Source organism: Bacillota bacterium (genome assembly GCA_033549065.1).
Lineage (GTDB): Bacteria > Bacillota > Dethiobacteria > DTU022 > DTU022 > JAWSUE01.
Genome location: JAWSUE010000018.1, coordinates 13,707 through 36,469, shown reverse-complemented (window position 1 = coordinate 36,469; position 22,763 = coordinate 13,707). Strand labels below are relative to the sequence as shown.

Here is a 22,763-nt window from a genome sequence, read left to right as displayed (position 1 = left end):
CCGCATGCGTAGGTTCGAATCCTACCGCCCCAGCCATTTCTATACCCATTTCAAAAACAACACACGGGGACGGTTCTCCTGTGTCATTTATTATTTCTAATCTGCCGATTTTCATCCTTCACTTGCGCTTAATTAACATATACATATGAAATAACAGTGCCGGATATAACAGGATATGGGGTTAATATTATTAGACATATAAAGATCAGTGAAAATAGATCCGACTCTGGTCTAAATAACAACACAGGAGAACCGTCCCCGTGTGCGGTTATTTGGCTTGGGGCAGGAGGAAATCTTTTCTTAATTCGATTGCGTTTCCAACCCTGAGGCCGAGTTCGGCTGCCATGCCGCCGCGAATTTCGATGGCATACTGAATCGGGCCGCGGCTCGGGTAGGTGGCAAGTTCTTCGTCGGGAGTGCCGGGTAACGGTGGTTCCATTTCATGTATTGCCGTGATGATCCCCTTCCGGTTGATAAAAATCACATCGATGGGCACCAGGCAATTTTTCATCCAGAAACTGACCTCCGTGGGAAAAGGTTCTTCATCGGGAAACACAAAGAGCATGCCTTCACTCTCTCCAATTGACTCCCGCCACATTAACCCGGTCGATCTTTGTTCAGGGGTTAGGGCCAGTTCAAGTGTAAATTCGACACCATTCAGGATTACCGCCTCCGATTCCGAAATCCCGGAGTCTTCAGGTTCTTCCGAAGCTGCATCTTGCAGATCTGGACTGCATCCATTAATCAAAAGAATAAGAACAAATAACAGCATTATTATTATAATAGCTTTATAGGCGGTTGTAGCCGGTGACCGCATATGCCCTCAATCCTTTCAAAAAAGAGTATTTTAGCAAATTCCAATTTTCTGCTTGTAATAATCTGCCCTGCTGATAAAATATATGAGATGCTATTTAAAAACAAGGGGGACAATACTTGAGACTTAAAACAATCTTTACCACCGGACTGCTGACTATACTGCCACTGGCAGTTACTATTTATGTATTCTACCTGGTTTTTACCTTTCTTGACAACCTGATCGGCGGTTTGATTGAAGCGCTTTTTAACTACCGAATCCCTGGAATCGGTTTTGCTGCCGGCATTATTCTTATCCTATTCATCGGTTTCGTTGCTTCCAACATAATCGGCAGCCGCCTGATAAGTTTCAGCGATCGAATACTTCAACGCCTTCCCCTGGCCAAGGGCATATACACCAGCGCCAAACAGATCATTGACGCTTTTACCGTCCAGGGCAAAAATGCTTTTCAGAAGGTTGTTCTTATAGAATATCCCCGCAAGGGTCTGTATGTTCTCGGTTTCGTTACCGGATCTTCTAAAGGCGAAATCCAGAATAAAACGCATGAAGAAACTTTAAATATATTTATCCCAACCACCCCGAACCCAACATCCGGCATGCTTATCCTTGCCCCTCGCCAGGAAGTCATTGAACTGGAGATGACAGTTGAAGAAGGCCTGAAGGTGATCGTTTCAGGTGGCCTTTTCTCGCCGGACGATAACAAATGCAAACAACTACCGGGTAAAAAAGAAACTGTTCCTGAAAAAGAATAAGTTCTATTGTTCCCGATCCGCCCAGTTGAGTGATCGCTGTGCCGCCTTCAGCCAGCCGTTATAAAGTTTGTTACGTCGATCAACATTCATTCGGGGGTTAAACACCGCACTTTCTTTCCAGTAGCGGGATAAATCTTCAGTACTTTCCCAAAATCCCGTTGACAAACCGGCCAGGTAAGCCGCCCCCAATGCCGTTGTATCATATGTCGCAGCCCTGCGGACTGTTATCCCGGTTATGTCTGCCTGAAATTGCAGTAGTAAATCCATTACACTGGCCCCGCCATCAACCCTTAATTCTCTCAATGGCAATTCAGCATCACGCTGCATCACTTCCAGCACATCCCTGGTCTGGTAAGCCATAGCTTCCATAACTGCCCGGGCCAGATGTGCCCTTGAGGTTCCGCCGGTGATGCCGATCAGCAATCCCCGGGCATAGGGATCCCAGTATGGAGCGCCCAATCCGGCAAAGGCCGGAACCAGATACACGCCTTCATTACCTTCAACCTCCGCAGCCAGCTTTTCCAGGTCTGAAGACTTCGCAATCACACCCAGACCATCCCGCAGCCACTGTACAGCGGCGCCTGTTATAAATATGCTGCCCTCGAGGGCGTATTCCACTTTATTGTTTAAACCCCAGGCGATTGTTGTCAGCAAACCCTGTTTCGAAGCCACTGCCTTTTCTCCCGTATTCATCAGCAAGAATGAACCTGTACCATAAGTATTCTTGCTCATTCCCGGGATAAAACAGGCCTGTCCGAATAGCGCAGCCTGCTGATCACCGGCGATTCCCCCGATGGGCACAGCCACATTAAAGAAGGCGGCTTTGTCGGTAACTCCAAAAAGATAACTGCTTGGTTTAACTTCCGGGAGAACTTCGGAAGGTGTTTTGAAAAGCTCTAGCAGTTCTTCATCCCACTGCAGAGAATGAATATTAAAGAGCAGTGTCCGTGAGGCATTGGAATAATCTGTGGCAAAAACTCTCCCGCCGGTCAGGCGAAAAAGCAGGTAGCTGTCGATTGTTCCGCAGGCCAGGTGTCCTTTCTCTGCTGCCTGCTGAATATCTACTATGTTTTCAAATGCCCAGCGGAGTTTTGAACCAGAAAAATACGGGTCCAGAAGGAGTCCTGTTTTCCGGCGAATAATATCCTCGCATCCCTCTTCCTTAAGCCTGCTGCAGAGTTCTGCTGTTCTGCGGCACTGCCAGACGATAGCACGATAGAGCGGTTCACCGCTGCGCTTATCCCAAAAAACCAGCGTCTCCCGCTGGTTGGTTATTCCGACTGACTTTATATCAACCGGAGAAACATCTGCCTCTTTCAAAAGATCTGCGGTAACCATTAAAACATTTTCCCATATCTCACCGACATCATGTTCGACCCATCCGGGTTGTGGATAATACTGCTTATGCTCACGGTTGGTTCTTGCTCTTGCCGTCCCTTCCCTGTCCCAGAGGATAGCTGTAGTTCCGGTGGTTCCCTGATCTATCGAGAGTATATAGCTGCCGATAATAAACCCTCCAGTTCTAATAAGTCGGTTCAGTTCAAGGCAAATACCTGGATCCCTTCGATTTCTTCCCTGGCTACTTTCCCCTCGCCCTCCAGGTAGTGCAGGTGAGCCAGAGCCTCACCGGTGGCAAACCACTTCTGCATAAGAGGAAAATCATCCCAGCATTCCGCTACAAGTTCCCAGGTCATTTTTGAAGCTACTTCAAAAGCGCTGTTTTTGCCATAGGCTTTGAGAATTCCGATTACTTCGACCAACCGTTCCTGATGATGTTCCATCAACTGATCGATCCTGCTTTTGCAATCATGGAGCAAAGAACGGTGGCCTGGAAGGACCAGATCAATATCCATCTCTCTAACCTTTTGAAGACTCATAAAATACTTCTCCAGAGGATTGTCTTCATCAAGCCAGGAGGAAATATTTGGAGTTATATCACCCAGAATATGATCTCCGGAAAAAAATATTTTTTTGCGTGGCTCGTACAGACAAGTATGCCCGTCGGTATGACCCGGTGTATGGACACAATAAAATTCATAATCACCATAATTGATCAAATCTCCTTCAGCAACCATGGTAAAGTTAATCTCTTTTTTTGGACTGTAACGCTGCCCGGGATGCGAGTCGATAGCTTTATCAACGAGCTCAGCGGGGAATCCATGCCTTCCGGTTAGCCGGCAAACCAGAGCCCAGAGGTTATCATGCAATAAAATTTCCGCATCGGGCTCGTTAAAGTAAATAGTTGCTTTCTTATCCGAAATCTCTCCGGCCAATCCCACATGATCAGCATGCAGGTGGGTTACAAAAAAGTCGGTTCGAGTAAGATCAATACCGAGTTGATCAAAGGCATTCAGCAATGCCGACCTGCACTCTTCCCTGTTCATGCCGGTGTCAATCACCAGGTTCCTCTCCGGGCTGCGTATAATATAGGAGTTTGTTGCTTTCAGGGGATTGCGGGGCAAGGGAATTTCAGCACGGTAAAGATCAGGCCTGATCTCTTCAACAATCGTTGGCATAATTATTTCACATCCTTATCATGAACTAGCAATATTCTCTAATCTGAGCGTTAAATTCATCTTTGATTTTCTTCTGGAGGTCGGGATCCTGCATTACTTTCAGACCGGTTAGAGCCATTGCTCTGGCAGCTGTGAGCATTATTTCATAGGCTTCATCCGTATCACAAAGAGCAGAAAATTCCTTCGTATGTCCGGGAACCCACTCCTCGGTGATGGCCACCAGAGGGTGAATCGAAGGGGTAACCCTGCTCACATTTCCCATATCAATCGAACCAAAACCTTCTATATTAGGCGATTTCAAATTATAGCCTGCCTCCTCAAGGCTTTCGGCAAAAACATCGGCCAGAACCCTGTTACTGAGCATGGCATCATAAGGATAGTCAGACTCTTTTACTTCCAGTTCAGTACCGGTAGCGATTGCTGCTCCCCTCGCACAGGCAATCACTCTCTGGACTACCTCACCGAGACTCCTGTTATCGATTGCCCGAATACAGAAATCGGCTACAGCCCTATCCGGTATAACATTTGAAGCGAGACCGCCCTCCGAAATAATCCCATGAATCCGCACGTCGTCCTTTAAATGCTGCCGCAGGGCGTTGATACCATTGAATGTCTGGATTACACCATCTAATGCATTACGCCCTTCCCAGGGTTCACAGGCAGCATGAGCATTTTTACCATGGAAGATAAACTGATAATCACAGCAGGCCAGAGACTGGACATGGATCCGGGTTGAGCAACCGGGATGAAACATCAGGGCTGCATCAACATCATCGAAAACCCCTGTTCTGACCAGATCTACCTTTCCTCCATGATCTTCTTCATCCGGCGTGCCGATAATTGATACACGGCCGTTTATTCCATCCAAACCGGCCGCCAGAGCTACACCGGCTGCTACACCGGCTATCCCGATCAGATTATGCCCACAGCCGTGTCCGATCTCGGGAAGGGCATCGTATTCAGAACAGAATCCCACATGAAAACCTTCACCACCGTAGCTGGCCATAAATGCGGTTTTCAGGCCACCCACCCTACGCCATACTTTGAATCCTTTATTTTCCAGATAACCGGTAATTAACTCAACAGCAAACACTTCGTTTCCGCCTGTTTCCGGTTGTCTGTGAATTGCCCGGGCCATCTCAATCAATCTCTTTTTCTCCTGTTCAAATGCCTCTTGGATCAATTCAGAATTTTTCATAGCTATTGTCTCCATTACTATAATATTTTTAACTCACAATACCGGTTTATACAGGGATTGCCAACTGCAACCCACGCTCGGTTTGTTGTTACATTAAATATTACAGAAAAAATTGTCGCATCGCCACTATTTTCTTCAGAATGGCGGCAGATGGAAGCCGGCCTATTCCGATGGTCACCTAAGACTCCGGCCAGCATCTGGAAAGAATCATCATTTTCGGCCATCAGGTTGTGTAGTTCTTCAAGTCGGCTGTAGCGACTTTTTGAACTTTCCCATGTCCCTTTTTCCAATTCTTTCATTAACTGACCTGTATAATGGTTGGTGTGGTAAATTAAATCATTGGCTGTTATAAATTCATTTTTTTCGGCCGACGTCTCCAGGTTAGCCAATAGGCCATTCTTATGAACAAGCAGGTGATTATATCCTCCGGCACGCCGTTCAGGGGTTGCATATGTCACCGCTTCTTCAATCGATTCTGCCTCAAGAACCGCTCTTGCCGCAAACATCCGGGGTATTCCAATCCGGTAATCTTCCGGAGTTAGACTGTTTACTCCCTGGGCAATACCGGCTTCATTCATACCCACTGCCGGAAGAAAAGGAGCTGCTGTTACGCTAATAAATGCCGGTTTCCCCTTAGGCCTGCCCTCAATTATTATGACCGATCTGCTGTCTTCAGCATACCAATCTTCATTGTGCCCCAACCAGGCCTGATTATTTTTATAAACACCTATAGCAGTGCAGGCTGCATGAGAACTTGTTTCAAGCGCTTCTTCCAGAGCATTCAGGAAAAAAAGATCCTCAAACTTAACGCTGGAACCTGCTGCCATGCCCTGCAGTTCTTCCAGATAATGGGGATATATATCCCTGGCAGCCTCAATATAACCTTCGGGCAATTTCCAGGGTCCGATCCAACCTTCCCGGCGAAGTATATCACGGTAGTAATCAAGAGAATTTCGGAGCAGGATAGAGGCATTTCTACCAACTGCAAAGCCGAGATCATAATGGTTACCGGAAGCACGGATAATTAACGGTTCGGCCGGCATTATTCCTCCTGTTCGCTGCCCGGGACTAACCGGTAGCTGCGCTCCAAAATTTCCTGCGGTTCCAGTTTATAACCTTTTTCCCCGTTTGTGTCATAAATATATTCCCAGCCTTCTTCTTCCAAAACTATCTGAAACCGGTCCTGATAATTGACCAGACACTCATAGCTGCCGTCTCTTAAAATCGGCACTTTGGCCAGAGGGCCCTCGCCTTCAACCTTTGGAAACCTTTTAAGTGCTATTACCGGTGGATCAGGGGGAATATACCCTTCAAAGGATACTTTGCCTCTGACTACCGCAGCCTGGTCCAGGGAAAAGATTCTGGTTACTTCTTCCCCTTCCCTTAAACGAATTATCCATTCCGCAGATTTATATCGTGTGCCATCAATTTCAGCAGCACCGTAAATCATATACCTTCCAGCAGGCAGATTAAAAGTAAATGATCCTTCAGCCGTGGTAAATACTTCACCCACATACGCTTCAATCAGGGGATCACCAACCGGGTCAGGCTCCCCGCGAAATACCCTGATCAACGCTCCGTTAATCGGTTTTCCGGTTTTGGAATCGAAGAGAAAACCTGAAAGCCTAAGTTTATTAACCGGTTCCAATTCAATCAGGTTATTTCCATCTCCTGAAAGTTCATAAATTCTTTTCCGGAAAGTCTGGTACTTTTCAAGCAGGTTATATAAGGGGAACTGTTCCTGTGCTTCAATTACCGTCTCCGGTGGCGAAAAAATTTCAAAACAGCCCTGTTCATCAGTGATTGCGGCAGTACAGCTGTTAATGAGCGGTTCTTTTTGCAAAAGCAGCCGTTTTTCATCCCTTGCTTTTCCGGCGCTGATCAGGTACCGGTAACCATCGTTGGGATTTACGATCCTGCCGCTTCGCCATACTCCCGGTTCGGACTCGATCTGAAAAGTAAAGTTTTTTAAAGGATAGGCGCTGCGGCTGTTTTCATCGATCAGTAAAAGTGGGGCAAGCCAACGAATCCTGATAAAACCATCGGCGAGTTCCGTGCTATATGCCCAGCCTTCTTCCATATTTAGTTCAATCGGCGGCTGCAGAAGGTAAGGTAGTTTAAATTTTTTCATTGCCGCAGTCGGTGAATCATCATGCTCGACTGCTTCACCGCAGAGCAAACACTCGCTTTCGCCCAGTTCAGCATCAACGAGGGCCAGCTTCTTCGGTACCAAGCCCGGTGGAAGATCAAAACTGAGGTGAAGGAAACTTGATTTAACAGCATACTCACTTATATTTTTCGCATCAGGAGCAATGCGGTAGTAATCGCCCCAACTGAATATATCTTCTCCGTAGGGTGTGATCACCTCTACATTCCTGCACCGGTAATAGTATTTGGAAGCATCTTTGGGGTTGATCGGAGCCTCATTGCGACGCCACCGATCATCCGGGATGTCAATGGTAATTTTCTGAACCGGCGTCTCTCCTTCGATAAACCTGGGCAAAGCTGCTTTAGTATAACTTGATTCGGCAGGAACAAAGGCGGGATCTCCCAACAAGATCTGTTGGTGAATGGCGTTAGCTGTTCCCCAGCGGTATTTTCTGTATCCTTCCGGATTCTTCTGCATCAGGGTTGAAGCATAAAGAGAAATTACATGCCTCATCTCCCTGACTGCTTCTCCCACACTCAACCCTTTCAAAAGAAGTGCTTCCAGAAAAACACTGTAGGTTGAAGTTGTATACTGCAGATCCTCGATGGTTGCCCCACCGATAAAGCAGAGCGCACCCTTCTCAACAAAAGATAGTCCTATTACCTGCCTGGAATCGACGGGAATACCCTGCCAATCCAGACCTTCATTGGCAGAATACCAGTGAGGGACAAGTGCAACTGTGGAGCAGGCCGATGCATAGGCAATCAACGGGGGAAGGAGGGGAAGATCCTCACGGTTGAGCGAACGGCCGTGAGTGTGCAGGGCTTCCGGCCCCCCATGCCCGGTAAAGAGAAAATAATCAGATTCCGTTAGCGCCTGACTGACTTTCCGAAAGTGCGCCTCCCGATCTCTCAGCTGGTTAACTTCGTAACCGGCTTCTTCAACCAGCGGAATTAACTGGGTATCGATGAGGGCAACATCTGTAGAAAAAATGATACCGGTTTCAACATGTGGGGTATCAACTATCAGAACATTCTTTCCTCTCCTGCTGCTCTGTTTCTGAATCTCCCGGTAAAGCTTGGTGCAGATCAATTGAACAGATAACCCGGCCGGGTTGTTCTGCATCAATCTTCCTTCTGCCAGGTCGAAAAATAGGTCATTGTTCAGGCGAACATGAATATCCCTGACCATCTCTTCGGTAACAGCACCGATCCCTTTTTTCTCTTCGTAGAAAAAGGGAATTACCGCCGGTGAAGCCAGAACAGCCTGGAAACTTGGCTGTAGCCCTGTTTCCCGCACCATTTCATTCACTTCTTTTTCTATAATCCATGGTATGGGGTTGGAATTGTCGACATCATAGATAAAAATATTTCTGTATGATGCCAAGAGCAGTGCATGAAGACTCAAACCCCTGACCCACAACTCTCTCAGACAATTGCCCGATTCAGTATTTTTTATAAGATCTGCACTATTCAGAATCACCAGGTAATCGACAGGATATCCCTCTTTAACGAGAAAATCGATTATAGCCCGGTCATTTTCCAAACATGTTATTCCCTGTTTTTCTTTATGCCAACTAAATTTTTCCAATTCGCCGCTATTACCCAACCATATACGGTATAAATCACCAGTAAGCGGCAAACCGTGATTGTCCTCACCTTGAAGAGGATAGAAAAAGTAACCAAGCCTTACTGCCAGTGCAGCCGCTTTCAGGCATTTTGAAGGAGAACCTGCCGGAGCAATAACTATACCATCAGGTTTTCCAAATTGCTCAACCAGATCCTCCCAGCTAAGTTGGTCAGGCATTACCGAGTCCTGAAAAGACAGGGCTTTATTTTTCATAGCTTCCTTAATTTTTCGATCACCGGTAAGATCGACCACCTCCGGATAAAGCCTTGACAGAAGAATATCCAGAGATTCGAGTTCATAATCAACCAATTTCAGATCAACAAAACATACCTGGCGATCCGATCCAGACAACACAGCAGAAGCTAGGATCAAACCAGTCAACCAGCGATCAACCGGCAGCAGGTAAATTTGAGTCATTTTCTCATCTCATTTCTATATAAAGTGGCAGGCTCCGAAGTGTCCACGGAAAACCTCACGGTATACCGGTTCCTCTTCACTGCAGCGGGGACGGGCTTCGGGACATCTTGGATGAAACCTGCAGCCCGAAGGTATATTGATCGGATCCGGCGTCTCTCCCTGCAGCAGGGTTTTACCGGTTAGCGAAACCCTTTTCGGAACTGGAATAACAGATACCAGGGCTTTTGTATAGGGATGCAGCGGCGACTTAATGATGGCATCAGCTGTGCCCAGTTCAACAATCTTGCCCAGATACATAACCGCTATTCTATCGGAAACAAGCCAGGCCAAAGAAAGATCGTGAGTTATAAAAAGATAACTGATCCCTTTACTATCGCGCAGTTCCACCATCAACTTTAAAATCCCAGCCCTGATCGAGAGGTCAAGCATGGATACGGGCTCATCGGCCACGATAAAATTGGGTTTCAATACCAGGGCGCTGGCTATGGCCAGTCTCTGCCGCTGCCCTCCGCTTAATTCATGCGGGTAGCGTATAAAAAGCTCACCGGGATTACTTAAACCGGCATCACAGAGTGCTTCAATTACCCGTTCTTCTTTTTCCCGGTAGGTGTGGCACAACCCGTTTACTTCCAAGGGCTCAGCAACAGTGGCGAAAACTGTCTGTCGGGGATTTAGCGATTCATAGGGATCCTGAAAAATAATCTGTGCTTCCTGCCTGAATCGGCGCAGTCGGCTGCGGCTAAATGAGCGTAAATCCTCGCCCCTGAAATGGATATCTCCACCTGTCGGTTCGAGTAAACGAAGTATAGCTTTGCCTGTTGTCGTTTTACCACTACCGGATTCACCGGCCAGACATAGAATTTCACCCTGACCCAGTTCAAAATCAATGCCGTCAACAGCCCTGACCAGGCAGGGTTCTTTGCGAAGCAGGGATGTGAAAAAACCGGCCCGGGCAGTGAAGTGAACCTCCAGATTTTCCACTGCAAGCAATAAATTTTGATCTCGATTCGTCACCATGGGCATTATATCTTCACCCGCCTTTCAAGCAGGTGACAGGATGCCCACTGCCCTGTTGATATTTCCAACATGTTCGGCTCTTCTTCGCTGCACCTGGGAGCAGCATGATCACAGCGCTGATGGAAGCGGCACCCGGGAGGTGGATTAAGCAAGTTGGGTGGGTTACCGGGGATTGATGATGCCATATGGCGTTCACCTTCAATATTGGGAAATGCTTTAATCAGGGCCCGGGTGTAGGGGTGTGCCGGGTTATCAAATATTTTCTCGGTAGACCCGGATTCAACAATCTGTCCTGCATACATGACGGCCACTCGATCACAGGTTTCTCCGACAACAGAAAGGTCGTGGGTGATCAGTATCATCCCCATTTTCCTCTCCCGGCGCAGCCCTTCAAGCAGCTGTAAAACCTGGGCCTGGACCATTACATCAAGGGCGGTTGTCGGTTCATCACCGATCACCACTTTTGGATTGCAGGCTATCGCCATGGCAATCATTACCCTCTGCCGCATCCCCCCGCTGAATTCATGGGGGTACTCCCGGATCCGGTCGGGATCAATTTCAACCTGGTCAAACAGTTCAACAGTCCGCCTGGTCGCTTCCTTATCACTCAGTTTTTCATGAATTCTAAGCGCTTCAGCTATCTGTTCACCAACCCTGCGGACCGGGTTCAAGGCATTCATCGCTCCCTGGAAAATGATGGAGATCTCCTTCCAGCGAATAGCACGCAGTTCTTCTTCGGTAGTATTGACGATCTCTCTGCCGTCGAGCCTGATACTTCCTTTCATGATATGCGCATTATCCGGCAGCAGTTTTATCAGAGAGAGGGCAGCCGTTGTCTTCCCGGAAGCAGATTCACCGACCAAACCAAGAGCTTCTCCCTGTTCAAGCTGCAGAGAAATATTTTCACAGGCGCGGACATATCCTTCCTTTAACTTGTAGTAGGTTGTAAGATTTTCAACCTTGAGCAGTGTCATTGATCGCGCCTCCTTAACTTCGGATTCAAAACTTCGTCGAGGGCATAGCCGATAAATGTGAAGCTTAACACTACCAGAACAACACAAATTCCCGGAGGCAGCAGCCACCACCAGGCACCAAAGGACACGGCGCCCATAGAGAAGGCAAAATGAAGCATCATGCCCCAGGTTACCTGGGTTGGGTCACCCATTCCCAGAAAACTAAGGGTAGTCTCAGAAAGAATGGCAACAGCAGCAACCAAAACTGTGTTGGCAAAGATTAGTGGAAATACATTGGGCAAAATATGATAGAACATGATATGCGTATCGCCACTGCCAATGGCCCTGGCTCTTTCAACATAAGGTCTTTCCTTCACACTTAGTGTCTGTGAACGGATTATCCTGGCCGTTCCGGCCCAACTCGTTATACCGATAACAAATATTATATTGCCAAGACTTGGTCCCAACAGTGCAGCCATCACCAGCATCAGGGGCAGCCAGGGTATGACGAGAAAAACATCTGTAAATCTCATTAAAAGTGTATCAATTGTTTTGCCATAAAAGCCGGAGACGATGCCGATAACAGTCCCGATTACCATCGAGATAGCCGTGGCAGCTACGCCAACCAGCAGTGAAACCCTTGACCCGATAATCACTCCCGCAAAAATATCTTTTCCGAGATCATCCGTTCCCAACCAGTAATCTGAAGTGGGCGGATGCAAAACCTGGGTTATTCCATCAACCGCATAGGTTGTTATATTTACCAGGTATGGACCCAGTATAGCCATCAAGGCAAAGAAAATTAAAATAATCAGGCCGATCAAACCCATTTTGTTCTGGCTGTAAACAGACCAGAATGAAGTAATATTCTTTCTCCATAAAACCAGGGTGTCACTTTTTGCCAAATTAGTGTTCATCTTAACACCCCCTAAGATTTAACCCGGGGATCCAGGTAACGGTAAAGTATATCTGCACAAAAATTTGCTCCGACAACGGCAACAGTCACAAAGAGAAAGAGGCCCTGCAAAACTGGATAGTCGCGATTTGTCAGCGCTGAATACATCAACCTTCCCAAACCAGGCCAGGAAAATACAGTTTCTATCTGAATTGCCCCGCCGACAATAAATCCCAGGTTAATGGCAATCAGTGTCACAACGGGGAGCATTGCATTGGGCAGGGCATGTTTGCGGAGCAGATTACGGTTGCTAACTCCCTTTGCCCGTGCAGTGAGCATATAATCTTCCCGCATAACTTCGAGCAGGGAACTGCGCATGATCAGCACATATTCCCCGATCAGGATCAGGGCAAAAGTAACCGTAGGCAGAAAAAGATAACGCAACCGGGATAACAGCTCGCTCCAGAGAGTTGTATGAAAGACACCGGGCATCCCCATTCCACCAAGAGGAAATATCTGCCAGTAAACGGCAAAGATCATGACCATTATTATGGCCACCCAGAAAGTAGGCATGGAATAGAGGATGAGCGAAATACTTAAGCCGGTAATATCAAGTCTGGTTCCCCGTTTCCAGGCCAGAATTACACCCAATATTACTCCGATGATAATTGATAAAACGGTGGCTGTGCCTATAAGCAACAGAGTCGCCGGAACCCTTTCCATGATTACATCAAGCACAGGCTGTCGATAGTTAAAAGAAACACCCAGATCACCGGAAAAGAGATCGCGGAGATAGATCCAGAACTGCACCAACCTGTTTTCATTTAAACCAAACTGCTCCCTGACCCGTTCAAGGGCTTCGGAAGAAATTCTTGGGTTGCGGATCAGAACCCGGATCGGATCACCGGGCATAATTCTGAATAGAAAGAAGTTCATAATAATTACAATAAAGACAGTAATCAATGCCTGGACAAATTTTTTCAGCAGATAACCTCGCATATTCAAACCACTTTACCTCCCGGAATACCGTCACCGTGAAGGGCCGGTCTGCAAATGACCGGCCCTGTCCCGGTACAGAATAAAAGTGTTTCTTTTCAGTTATTCAATCGGGCGCAGCTGCTCATAGGTATCAACCACGTTGGTAAAGATAACCGGTCCGGTACGCGGGTTACGAATCCACCCTTCATAGCTATCGGTCCGGTACGCCTGCAGTTCCGGATCATAAGAAAGAATGATATAAGCGGCATCATCATAGAAAATACGCTGCATTTCATGAATGATCGCCTGCCGTTCATCCCAGTCCATTGTCCTCTGCTGGCGCAGGTGCATTTCATCATATACAGGATTTGAATAGAAACAGTCGCTCCAGGACATTATTTCATCGGTTGTAACAACCTTCAGAATCGAGGTGGGATCAACATCGACAAACCAGCCCCAGATAAACATGTCAAAATCGCTGTCAAAAATACGGTCTGTGAGAGTCCCTTCATCGATAACGGAGATCGTGATCGAAATACCCACATCTTCCAGCATATCTTTGATCAGGGTTGCCGCTTTCTGGTTATCCGGAGATTCCTGGCGAATAAGCATTGTGAAAGATAGAGGCTCACCTTCAGGGCTGACGCGTATTCCGTCAGCTCCCATGGCATACCCGGCTTCATCAAGAATCTGGTTGGCAGTTACCGGATTGTAACTGCGGAAATCGTTCCCCATATCAAGGTGCCAGAATTCAAAGAGGGGCGGAACCAGGGTTGAACCGATTTCTCCATAACCGAGGTAACCGACATCAATTATCTCCTGCCGGTCGATGGCATATTCGATAGCCACCCGGATATTCTTATCCAACAGCAGCGGGTTCCCCAGGGATTCAGGATCTTCCCAGACATTAAATGAAAGCTCGGAGAATGAAGGTGAATCGGCAGCCAGGGCAACTATATTGGGATCTCCGGCCTCCTCCAGCGCTTTGAACTGCGCCCCGGGAACGGAGGTGATCACATCGAGTTCACCCTGTTTCAAAGCCTCAACCATCAGGTCGGTATTGGAATAGACGATAAAAATAACTTCATCCAGGGCTGGAGCGCCTTTAAAGTAATCGGGATTGGCCGCCATCCTGGTAAATTCACCCTTACGATGTTCTATAACCTGGAATGGTCCGGTCCCGACCGGATCATCATTGGCATATTCTCCTTCGGCATCTTCGGGATCAACTTCCGACCAGATATGCTCGGGAAAGATGGGAACAAGAATCTGGGGCATCCAGGCTATCGGCTCATCGGTAGTTATCGCCAAAGTGTTTTCATCAATAACCTCGATCTCTTCCATGGCGGCAACATAATCATAAAAATAACCCAGTTCATTGTCACGGATATATTCAAAAGTAAATTTAACGTCATCTGCGCTGAAAGGTTCACCATCATGCCAGGTTACGCCTTCCTGCAGGTAAAAAGTCCAGGTCAACCCTTCATCATCTACTTCCCAGTCACTGGCCAGGTTCGGGACAACATTCATATCCTCATCCCAGCCGATCAGCATGTTATAGTTAAGGTACATAATTTCATAGGCCTGGTAAGACCAGATAAGCATTGGATTGAGGCTCTCTATTTCTCTTAAAAACCCGACCCTCAGTATATGCCTCTCATCCTCTGTTTCTCCACATCCTGTCAGAAGCAAACCAAGCATAAAAACCAAAATCAAAAACAAGGTAATTATCTTTAGTTTACGCAATTCAGCAGCCTCCTTTGAAATTAATTGTTTACCCCTTCAGTTATATGAAGCTTTTTGATTGAATCTCCAGAAATAAGCATACCTCCCTTACAGCCCTTTTTTTTCAGCCCTGGCTTCTTCCAGGATCGATTCCAACTTGTTGCAGATTACTTTGTCCAGGATTCTCCCCGGATGTTCGGATAAAATTTTATTCAATCGCAATTTGGCTCCATCGCGAACAGTCTTACTTCCTGAAACTTTCCATTCCTCAAAAGGTGCATCATTGCCAAGTTTGCCCATGTACAGCTCTCCCCGGCGCAGGTAATCCCGTGTATGCTCCTGGGCTAAAAAATTACCTCCGTTCATAACAGACTCAATCACTTCAGCACCAATTGAATCCCTGCTAACCTCGATACCCTTTTTACGGTGGGTAATCATCCCCAGGATCTCATCATCAATAACCAGCTGTTCAGCGCTTGCCAGCAACCCTCCATTGAGCAAACCCATTCCGGATACAAAGGTTGCCCTGGCCATAACCGGGGGAAGGCAGTTTATTGCCCGTTCATAACCCGACTGAATATCCGGAAGAGCAGAACCGGTATCAAGTCCGTATACGCCCGAAGGAAGCCCATAATAGCGGGCAATCTGGGCTACACAGGCACCGGAAAAACCAAGATCGGGATCTTTGCCCCCGACAAAACCGGTTCGCATATTTGCAGCAGCCAGGCGGCAGGTGTACACCAGTGGTGTATCCCAATTTACCAAACGGGCCAAAGTCAGAAAAGCCAGTTGTTCGGCATTTTGCTGAACCAAACCACCGGCCAGGGTCAACGGTGCTGTTAATCCACGGGTGGGACAGGGCAGCATAGTCAGCGGCAGTCCTGAACGGGCTCCGACAATTATTGCATCGGTAATATCTGCGGGAAAATTCAGGGGGCTTAGAGGTGATATGGAGATGGTCCCCATCGGTTTTTCTAAAAGTTTTTCAATTCCACCCCTGACTGCCGCAGCAAGCCGGATCAGGTAACGAACTTCCCAGGAATCTGATGCAGTGCCGATATCAACCGGCTTTGAAGTATTCTGCAGGGCATATGCGGTCATGGCCAGTGAGGCTATTTCTTCGGGAAGATCGGTCGGCCTGAGGCTGGGAACTACCATATCAAGATGGGGCAGTGAATCACTGAGCCGGATAAATGCTTCGAGGTCGGCAACCGTAGCTTCACGAATAGCATCGGTTTCATGGTCAAGCAAAAAAGAAACAGACCCGAAATTATGAGCGTATGTCCGGGGAGCTTCGGTTAACGGCAAGACCACTTTCTCATCAGTACCGTAAATAGTTACCGGTATAGGTTTGGCCAAACACTCTTCAACAGTATTTGATAAAAAAAGAAGCCTTCCATTCTTCTCCAGGCAACCTGCCTCAAGGAGAATTTCCCGGGCTTCTTTTCCTTCAATTACAACTCCGGTTTCATGCAGGATTTTTAAAGTAAGCTCATGAATCAGGGACAAATCTGCGGCAGTAAGTGGTTCGTAAGTTATCATGGAAACACTCCTTTTCTCAGGAACGATTCAACAGCGTATTGATCTTCTTAATTCCAGATATGGCGTCGGCCGCGTAAGCATCAGCCCCGACTTTAACCGCCCATTCTTCAGAAAGCGGTGCTCCACCGACAATGACCTTTACCTTTTCACGCAGCCCCTTTTCCGATAAAAGATCAATAACATTTTTCTGCTCTTGGATAGTTGTAGTCATCAGGGCTGATATGCCAAGAATATCGGCGTTTCTATCTTCAACTGCATCAATAAATTTCGCATTAGGTACATCCACTCCCAGATCATATACCTCCATCCCGGCTGCTTTCATCATCATGATCACTATATCCTTACCGATGGAATGCAGATCACCCTTTACAGTCCCGATAACCACCCTGACAGACTCACTTTTCCCCAGTGCTCTTTCTTTTTCCATATGCGGTTCAAGTAGATCCAGGGCAGCGCTCATCGCTTCGGCTGCAAGCATCATATCGGGCAGGAAATACTCACCATCTTCAAACTTTTCACCCACCTGCCCTAACCCCACGGTCAAGCCTTTTGAAATCATTTCAAGAGGGCCGATTCCGCGATCCAGGCCTTCCCGGACAGCCAGCAGGGTATTTTCTTTGTCACCTTCCAAAATAGCTGTGCCAATTTTATTCAGAATATCCTTCAAGACTTTTCCTCCTGATTGTTGGCAATATTGATACTTTTATATATTGCAAGTATAACATATCTGTCTGACAAACTATAGTATCCTTCAGAAATATCAGTCTTAAGTTACTTATTATTCTTCACAGCTTCTAATATTTCATAATAAAGCCATATAACCGGTAAATACTTTGTGTGATATAATATTGTCAAATTCAATCAGACCAGTACAGGACTGAAAGGCAGGTTGACTTAAGAAATGCGCAAGAACAGGCATCTATCGTTGATCATCATTATATTCTCTGCAGGTCTTTTACTTTCAGGCTGTAGCCTGATCAATTCTTCTTCAGATAGTGAAGCAACCGTACGTGAGATTATTACCTCGGAAGGTCCGGCTGAAACTTCAGAACTGCTCTTTGAAGATGAGGCCGAAGATGTAACCACTGAAGTGGCTGTTCCCCCCGGCAAGCAGGATCGCCTGCCCGGCAGTCTTAAATGGGACAGTGTGGATCTTTATGCCGCCGGACTTGATTTTTTCCGAAATCCTGAAGCAGAACTTAAAACAGCCTTACCGGAACAGGAAACAACACCATCGGGTCAGAGCAGTGTAACTACAGATTCCGCAAGCGATCTACCTGCACCCGGCGACGTTTTGATTACAACTGTTGATGATACAACTGACTGGGGAGTTCCCATTGATGATGACGACGAAGATGGAGATTGGTATAACCTGCCTTAATTTTGTCCAGTATTCTCCATGGAGGTGATCTATATGACCGGGGTTATAACGAGACCCCTGATTGTGTTCTTTCTTCTTCTCTTGATGATAACAGGCTGTTCCGATCAGGCGTTGCCGGAAGAGATTATCGAGGAAGAACCGGAAGAGGGAATAGTGGAAGAAGAAATTGATGAAGATGATGCTATCTTAGATGAAAACGGAGATTTGTCAGATCCAGAAACAGAAGAAGAACCGGAAGAAAAACCATTTCCCGGTTCAAGCTTCAAGCATGAGGTTGAAATGAAGATAGATGGTGAAGTTCAGGAAAACACAGGTGAAGAATGGTATAAATTTGATTAAGCAGGTTATATAATAATCAAGTGGAGTATGAAGGGCATCTTAATTCAAAAAGATGCCCTTATATTATCTGTTTTCCATTAAGCTGTTCCTGCAGATAGCCGATAAATTCATCAGCTTTCTTGTAGGGAGGCTTGGTAATTAAGCTGACACCAATAAATAACACTGTGGCAACCAGGCCACTCCAAACCCCCGGCCACTGCCCCAGCGGACGCAATCCACTGTATTGCAAAAAAGTCGCAATCAGTCCACCGGCTACTACACTGGTTAAAACAGCGGCAGCAGTTCCCCTTTTCCAGAAGAAAGCCCCGACCAAAGCCGGAACCATGACCAGCAACCCCGCCGAAGAGGCAACCGAAAGGGCGGCAATCAAATCGAGACGCATTGTGGCAAATGCAACAATGACAAGCGTAAAAAGCGGAACAAAAATTTTCCCGATCAGCAGTTCCCTGCTCTCATCTGCATCAGCTCTGGCCATTTTAAAAACATCGCGGCAGACCATCGATGAGAGAGTAAGAATTATTGAATTAACCGTGGAAATTGCCGCGGCACTGATCCCCAACATCACCAGGAGGGCAACAAAGGCCGGAACAATACTCAACCCGAGAAGTGCGGGAGTCGCGCTGTCGGCGAGAGGAAGATCCGGAAGCAGCAGTCGTGCGGAAAAACCCCACAAGATTGAAACCAGGGTATAAATAAAACCAAATACGAGGAAACCCATAACCATGATTCTCATCTGTGACAGTGAACGGGGCACAAAGAGGCGCTGACTGACCTGGGGATTGGAAAGCGAGAAGAAAAACCAGGGCAGGGTTAATCCGACAAATGCATTAATGTTGAAAAATCCGGGACCCGGCACTGTCAGCCAGGCGGGATATTCAGCCTCCAGCTGTGTAAACATCCCCCCGAAACCTCCGAAACCGCGATAAGCAATAAAGATCACGGATAAAACTGCCACGGTAATCATCACCGCCGCCTGCAGCGAATCAGTCCAGGCAACGGCTTTCAAGCCACCACTCCAGGTCCAGTAAACTGCAATAAAGGCTGCGATAGCTACCCCGGCCAGGTAAGGTATAGTTCCTCCCGAGATACCTTCCAGCAAAGCGCCGATCCCGATTAGCTGTACAGCGCTGTAAGGGATTAAAAAAATTACAGCTGCCACTGCTGATACCGCCGAAACCGCCTTACTTCCATAGCGGTCGCCCAACATCTCGGTCGGAGTGAGATAATTATATTTATTGCCAACCAACCAGAAGCGGGGGCCGAAAAAAGCTACCAGGATCAAACCAGACAGATAGATCAACTCAAAACCGAGGGCACCGACGCCACCAATATAGGTAAAACCGGCCAGGCCGACCAACATGAATGCGCTGTAGGTGGTCGCACTGTAAGTAAGCGCCGCTATTATTCCTCCCAGTGAACGTCCGGCCAGAAAAAACTCACCGACCCCTCTGCTCATCCCTTTACCTGCTCTCCGGGCCAGCAAGCTGCCAATAATGAAGTAGAGGAAGAGTGCTATATAGATTGTACTAGCGCTCATTGTCATCCCTCCATCTGGCCGTGATGATACCCAGGCAGAAGATAACAATCAGGGCAAAGAGGCTCCAGAACAAAAAAGAACCGTACGGTTTGGCCAGGTTGGTCAGCAGGGGTGTATAAGGGATAATGAAAGCGGATAAAACCATGATCAGAAAAATCACTACCCAGAAGATTCTCTGTTGATTAAGGGACATGTGGTCAACCTCTTTTCAACGGCTGTGATATATGCATTATAACACAGGCACTTACTGAATAAAAAAGCACAACTTGACTTTCATGTAAATATTTTGCTATAATGCCCCTGACTGATAACCAGGGCTTCTTGATCACCCTCCTAAGGTGGTATTTAAGATGAAGCTGTCCAGATCAGGTTTCTGCTTCTTAACACTTGCCTCATTCATGCTCTTGATATTGATATTTACAACTCCTGTATTTGCTTCAACCAGGGCAGACCAAAATATTTACAACCACCGCCTGGTAATGCAGATTATTGATAATCGTTTTCACAAGTGGCTTGAATACTATGATCCCCTTGATAACAGCCTTTCAATAACCCTGCTTGAGCCCGACAGCAGGGAACTCACATCTGAAGAAGTGATCCAACTGCTCTATAAATCCAGGCAGTGGGAAAGAGAAAACCTGGACATTTACAGTAGTTCCTTCACCCTGAATCAGGAAGGAATTACGGACAACCGCACAGCAGTTGACAGCAGCCTGGCAACAGCTTATCCCAACAATACCATCGGTTTTTTAAGTATCATTTTTCCGGAATCCTACATGCGCGGCACCGCTTTCCTGGTCAGCCCGCATACAGCATTGACTAACGGCCATAATGTTTATTCAGATCCCCTGGGCGGCTGGTTTGTTACTCTACGCTTCTCTCCCGGGCAATATGAAACTCAATGGCCGGAAACGGTCCAGCCCTATTCCACTTTAAGCCCGGTTAGCGTTGAGACAAATGACAGCTACATACGCTACGAAAATGAAGGAGATCGTGATAATTCGGTAAACCATGATTATGCAGCTCTATTTTTCAGAACACCATTTAGCGGGATCAATACCTTCATCCCCCTTGAATTCAACCATATTCCCGAAGAGCTGATCGTAATCGGTTATCCCGGCGTGATCCGGGGCAGCAACTCTCTCGGACAATGGCGATCCGAAGGAAAACTGGTTGAACAGGATCGTTATTGCCTCTTCTACGATGCATTCACCAGCCCGGGAAACAGTGGCAGTCCGGTTATCGTCTATAACCAGCAGGCTGATACATACCGGGTAGTGGCCATTCACACCTTTAACATCCCGGATTTAATCAGCGGAGGCCCTCAACTGAACAGCCGGAACCAGCTGATTATCGAAAGATGGCTTAAATGGACCCCCGAACAGCTTGAGCAGGCCAAAGAAAAACCACCCGGACTGGGAGACGTCAATGATGATCAGGTGATCAATATTATTGATGTCACCTTGATCCTGCAGCATGCCCTTTGGCTAACAGAGCTTGACAAAGATATGCTGGACAGAGCCGATATCAACCGGGACGGAACAATCAATGTCCAGGATGTTACCCTGGCTATGCAGTACTCCTTGAAGCTGATTGACACTTTATGATTGACACTTACCTGCGAAAACATTAATATTTATAATCAAACACTCCGGGGAGGTATCATCCTGTACAATACGCAGCAGGAATACAAAGTCTACCCTTATCGCTGGATAAACTATTTCGTTTACCTATTTGTTTGCATATCAGCCGCAGCAGGTTTTTCTTCCAAGTCAACCCTGCTGTCTACAATGGCCCAACGTTGGGACACCGCCCTGGGAACCGTTGCCCTGCTGATCACCGTTTTCACCATCTGGCAGGTGCTTTTATCCCTGCCTTCCGGAATACTGGTCAGCCGAATCGGTTTTAAACCGGTAATCATCACCGGAATTTCCTTCGTAATCCTCGGGTTATATCTGCGCAGCACGGTTGACGCATTCATGCCCTTTCTCTACTTTACGATAATCGCCGGCTTCGGCTGGGGGCTGATTCTCGGACCCATGGGAAAGATAGTGGCCAACTGGTTTCCCCTGCACGAAAGAGGTCAGGCTAACAGCTATTTTCCGGCCGGCATCAACGCCGGCATGGCCCTGGGCTCACTGACCAGTGTCTATTTTACCACCACCCTGGGCTGGAATATGGGATGGAGGATTTATTCTTTCATCGCACTCTTTGTAGCGATAGTTGCCCTCTTTGCCCTGAAAGAAAAACCTCCGCTGCCCCCGAACCCACAGGTAAACGCTTCCAAAATCAAAATCGGGAAGGGGATCAGGCAGGTTATGACCTGCTTTACAATACCCATGCAGTATACTGCCCTGGCTACAATCGGGGCAATCGTAATTACACCCGGTCTTGTGTACCCCGTCCTCTATAACGGCGGTGTTGCACCAAATATTGCCGGATTAATCAGCGGTTTCTCACTGGCCGGCGGGGTGATCGGCACCCTGATCATCCCCACCCGGGCATTCAGGGGTAAAAAGGTCAGGTCAACCATGCTAAAATGCTCCATACTGTCACCTTTGCTCTTTATCTCAATATTTTACCTGCCCTCGAGCCCCCAAACTGCCTGGATGATCGCTCTTACCGCTTTCTTCTTCGGATTCTTCAACGTTCCTGTCCTCGGTATGGCTCTCGGGTTCTGCATGATCCAGGAAGAAATCACTCCAGCCAACGCATCGATTCTATCCGGGTTATTCCTGACCAGCATCGGTATCGGCTCAGCAACAATTCCACTACTTGTAGCAAAGGTAATCGACTCTTCCGGCGGCCTCTTCACCGCCGGCGCCTGGGTCCAAGTCATTCTTCTGCTGATTTCACTTGCCGTCATCTACATCCACGTCCGCGAACAAAAATAAGTGTACGATTTAAAGCCTGTCCACTTT

General features: G+C 47.2%; 20 protein-coding genes. 5 read left to right on the top strand and 15 right to left on the bottom strand.

Features of this window, described 5'->3' with window-relative positions; translation table 11 throughout:
• Positions 1 to 268: 268 nt before the first annotated feature.
• Positions 269 to 772 carry a DUF192 domain-containing protein gene (locus SCJ97_10915; protein ID MDW7740544.1) on the bottom strand — a complete coding sequence of 168 codons (504 nt, stop codon included), beginning with the start codon at positions 770 to 772 and terminating at the stop codon, positions 269 to 271.
• A gap of 161 nt (positions 773 to 933) precedes the next feature.
• Between SCJ97_10915 and SCJ97_10910 the strand changes: the two genes are divergently transcribed.
• Positions 934 to 1,566: a DUF502 domain-containing protein gene (locus tag SCJ97_10910; protein MDW7740543.1), complete on the top strand. Its 633-nt coding sequence runs from the start codon at positions 934 to 936 to the stop codon at positions 1,564 to 1,566.
• A gap of 3 nt (positions 1,567 to 1,569) precedes the next feature.
• Here SCJ97_10910 and glpK read toward each other — a convergent pair whose 3' ends face one another.
• From glpK to SCJ97_10850, 12 genes are all read right to left on the bottom strand, one after another.
• Positions 1,570 to 3,072 carry a glycerol kinase GlpK gene (gene glpK / locus SCJ97_10905; protein MDW7740542.1) on the bottom strand — a complete coding sequence of 501 codons (1,503 nt, stop codon included), beginning with the start codon at positions 3,070 to 3,072 and terminating at the stop codon, positions 1,570 to 1,572.
• A 29-nt stretch (positions 3,073 to 3,101) separates the two neighbouring features.
• Positions 3,102 to 4,082 (bottom strand): MBL fold metallo-hydrolase, encoded by a 981-nt coding sequence (locus SCJ97_10900; protein MDW7740541.1) that lies wholly within the window; start codon positions 4,080 to 4,082, stop codon positions 3,102 to 3,104.
• 25 nt (positions 4,083 to 4,107) lie between these two features.
• Positions 4,108 to 5,280 carry a M20 family metallopeptidase gene (locus SCJ97_10895; protein ID MDW7740540.1) on the bottom strand — a complete coding sequence of 391 codons (1,173 nt, stop codon included), beginning with the start codon at positions 5,278 to 5,280 and terminating at the stop codon, positions 4,108 to 4,110.
• Between the two features lie 17 nt (positions 5,281 to 5,297).
• Positions 5,298 to 6,323: a C45 family peptidase gene (locus tag SCJ97_10890; GenBank protein ID MDW7740539.1), complete on the bottom strand. Its 1,026-nt coding sequence runs from the start codon at positions 6,321 to 6,323 to the stop codon at positions 5,298 to 5,300.
• Positions 6,323 to 9,475, bottom strand: a complete 3,153-nt coding sequence (locus SCJ97_10885) for a C25 family cysteine peptidase (GenBank protein ID MDW7740538.1) — start codon at positions 9,473 to 9,475, stop codon at positions 6,323 to 6,325. Before SCJ97_10885 ends, SCJ97_10890 begins: the two co-directional genes overlap by 1 nt.
• Positions 9,476 to 9,490: 15 nt before the next feature.
• Positions 9,491 to 10,492 (bottom strand): ABC transporter ATP-binding protein, encoded by a 1,002-nt coding sequence (locus SCJ97_10880; GenBank protein ID MDW7740537.1) that lies wholly within the window; start codon positions 10,490 to 10,492, stop codon positions 9,491 to 9,493.
• A 5-nt stretch (positions 10,493 to 10,497) separates the two neighbouring features.
• Positions 10,498 to 11,466, bottom strand: a complete 969-nt coding sequence (locus SCJ97_10875; GenBank protein MDW7740536.1) for an ABC transporter ATP-binding protein — start codon at positions 11,464 to 11,466, stop codon at positions 10,498 to 10,500.
• Positions 11,463 to 12,362 (bottom strand): ABC transporter permease, encoded by a 900-nt coding sequence (locus SCJ97_10870; GenBank protein MDW7740535.1) that lies wholly within the window; start codon positions 12,360 to 12,362, stop codon positions 11,463 to 11,465. The genes SCJ97_10875 and SCJ97_10870 overlap by 4 nt, the downstream gene beginning before the upstream one ends.
• Before the next feature lie 11 nt (positions 12,363 to 12,373).
• On the bottom strand, positions 12,374 to 13,339 hold the full coding sequence (locus SCJ97_10865; protein MDW7740534.1) for an ABC transporter permease: 966 nt from the start codon (positions 13,337 to 13,339) through the stop codon (positions 12,374 to 12,376).
• A 99-nt stretch (positions 13,340 to 13,438) separates the two neighbouring features.
• Positions 13,439 to 15,064 (bottom strand): ABC transporter substrate-binding protein, encoded by a 1,626-nt coding sequence (locus tag SCJ97_10860; protein MDW7740533.1) that lies wholly within the window; start codon positions 15,062 to 15,064, stop codon positions 13,439 to 13,441.
• Positions 15,065 to 15,151: 87 nt separating this feature from the next.
• Complete coding sequence (locus SCJ97_10855; GenBank protein MDW7740532.1) at positions 15,152 to 16,585, bottom strand: trimethylamine methyltransferase family protein; 1,434 nt, start codon at positions 16,583 to 16,585, stop codon at positions 15,152 to 15,154.
• A gap of 16 nt (positions 16,586 to 16,601) precedes the next feature.
• On the bottom strand, positions 16,602 to 17,252 hold the full coding sequence (locus tag SCJ97_10850) for a corrinoid protein (GenBank protein ID MDW7740531.1): 651 nt from the start codon (positions 17,250 to 17,252) through the stop codon (positions 16,602 to 16,604).
• Between the two features lie 234 nt (positions 17,253 to 17,486).
• On the opposite strand from SCJ97_10850, the gene SCJ97_10845 reads away from it, so the two are divergent.
• Together SCJ97_10845 and SCJ97_10840 are read left to right on the top strand one after the other, a co-directional pair.
• Positions 17,487 to 17,966: a hypothetical protein gene (locus SCJ97_10845; GenBank protein MDW7740530.1), complete on the top strand. Its 480-nt coding sequence runs from the start codon at positions 17,487 to 17,489 to the stop codon at positions 17,964 to 17,966.
• A 33-nt stretch (positions 17,967 to 17,999) separates the two neighbouring features.
• Positions 18,000 to 18,305, top strand: coding sequence for a hypothetical protein (locus SCJ97_10840; protein ID MDW7740529.1), 306 nt, complete (start codon positions 18,000 to 18,002; stop codon positions 18,303 to 18,305).
• A 58-nt stretch (positions 18,306 to 18,363) separates the two neighbouring features.
• Here SCJ97_10840 and SCJ97_10835 read toward each other — a convergent pair whose 3' ends face one another.
• Positions 18,364 to 19,842, bottom strand: a complete 1,479-nt coding sequence (locus SCJ97_10835; protein MDW7740528.1) for a sodium:solute symporter family protein — start codon at positions 19,840 to 19,842, stop codon at positions 18,364 to 18,366.
• Positions 19,832 to 20,035, bottom strand: coding sequence for a hypothetical protein (locus tag SCJ97_10830; GenBank protein ID MDW7740527.1), 204 nt, complete (start codon positions 20,033 to 20,035; stop codon positions 19,832 to 19,834). The genes SCJ97_10835 and SCJ97_10830 overlap by 11 nt, the downstream gene beginning before the upstream one ends.
• 157 nt (positions 20,036 to 20,192) lie before the next feature.
• Between SCJ97_10830 and SCJ97_10825 the strand changes: the two genes are divergently transcribed.
• Both SCJ97_10825 and SCJ97_10820 read left to right on the top strand, forming a co-directional pair.
• On the top strand, positions 20,193 to 21,449 hold the full coding sequence (locus SCJ97_10825; GenBank protein ID MDW7740526.1) for a dockerin type I domain-containing protein: 1,257 nt from the start codon (positions 20,193 to 20,195) through the stop codon (positions 21,447 to 21,449).
• Positions 21,450 to 22,736: an MFS transporter gene (locus tag SCJ97_10820; GenBank protein MDW7740525.1), complete on the top strand. Its 1,287-nt coding sequence runs from the start codon at positions 21,450 to 21,452 to the stop codon at positions 22,734 to 22,736.
• The last annotated feature ends 27 nt before the right edge of the window (positions 22,737 to 22,763 follow it).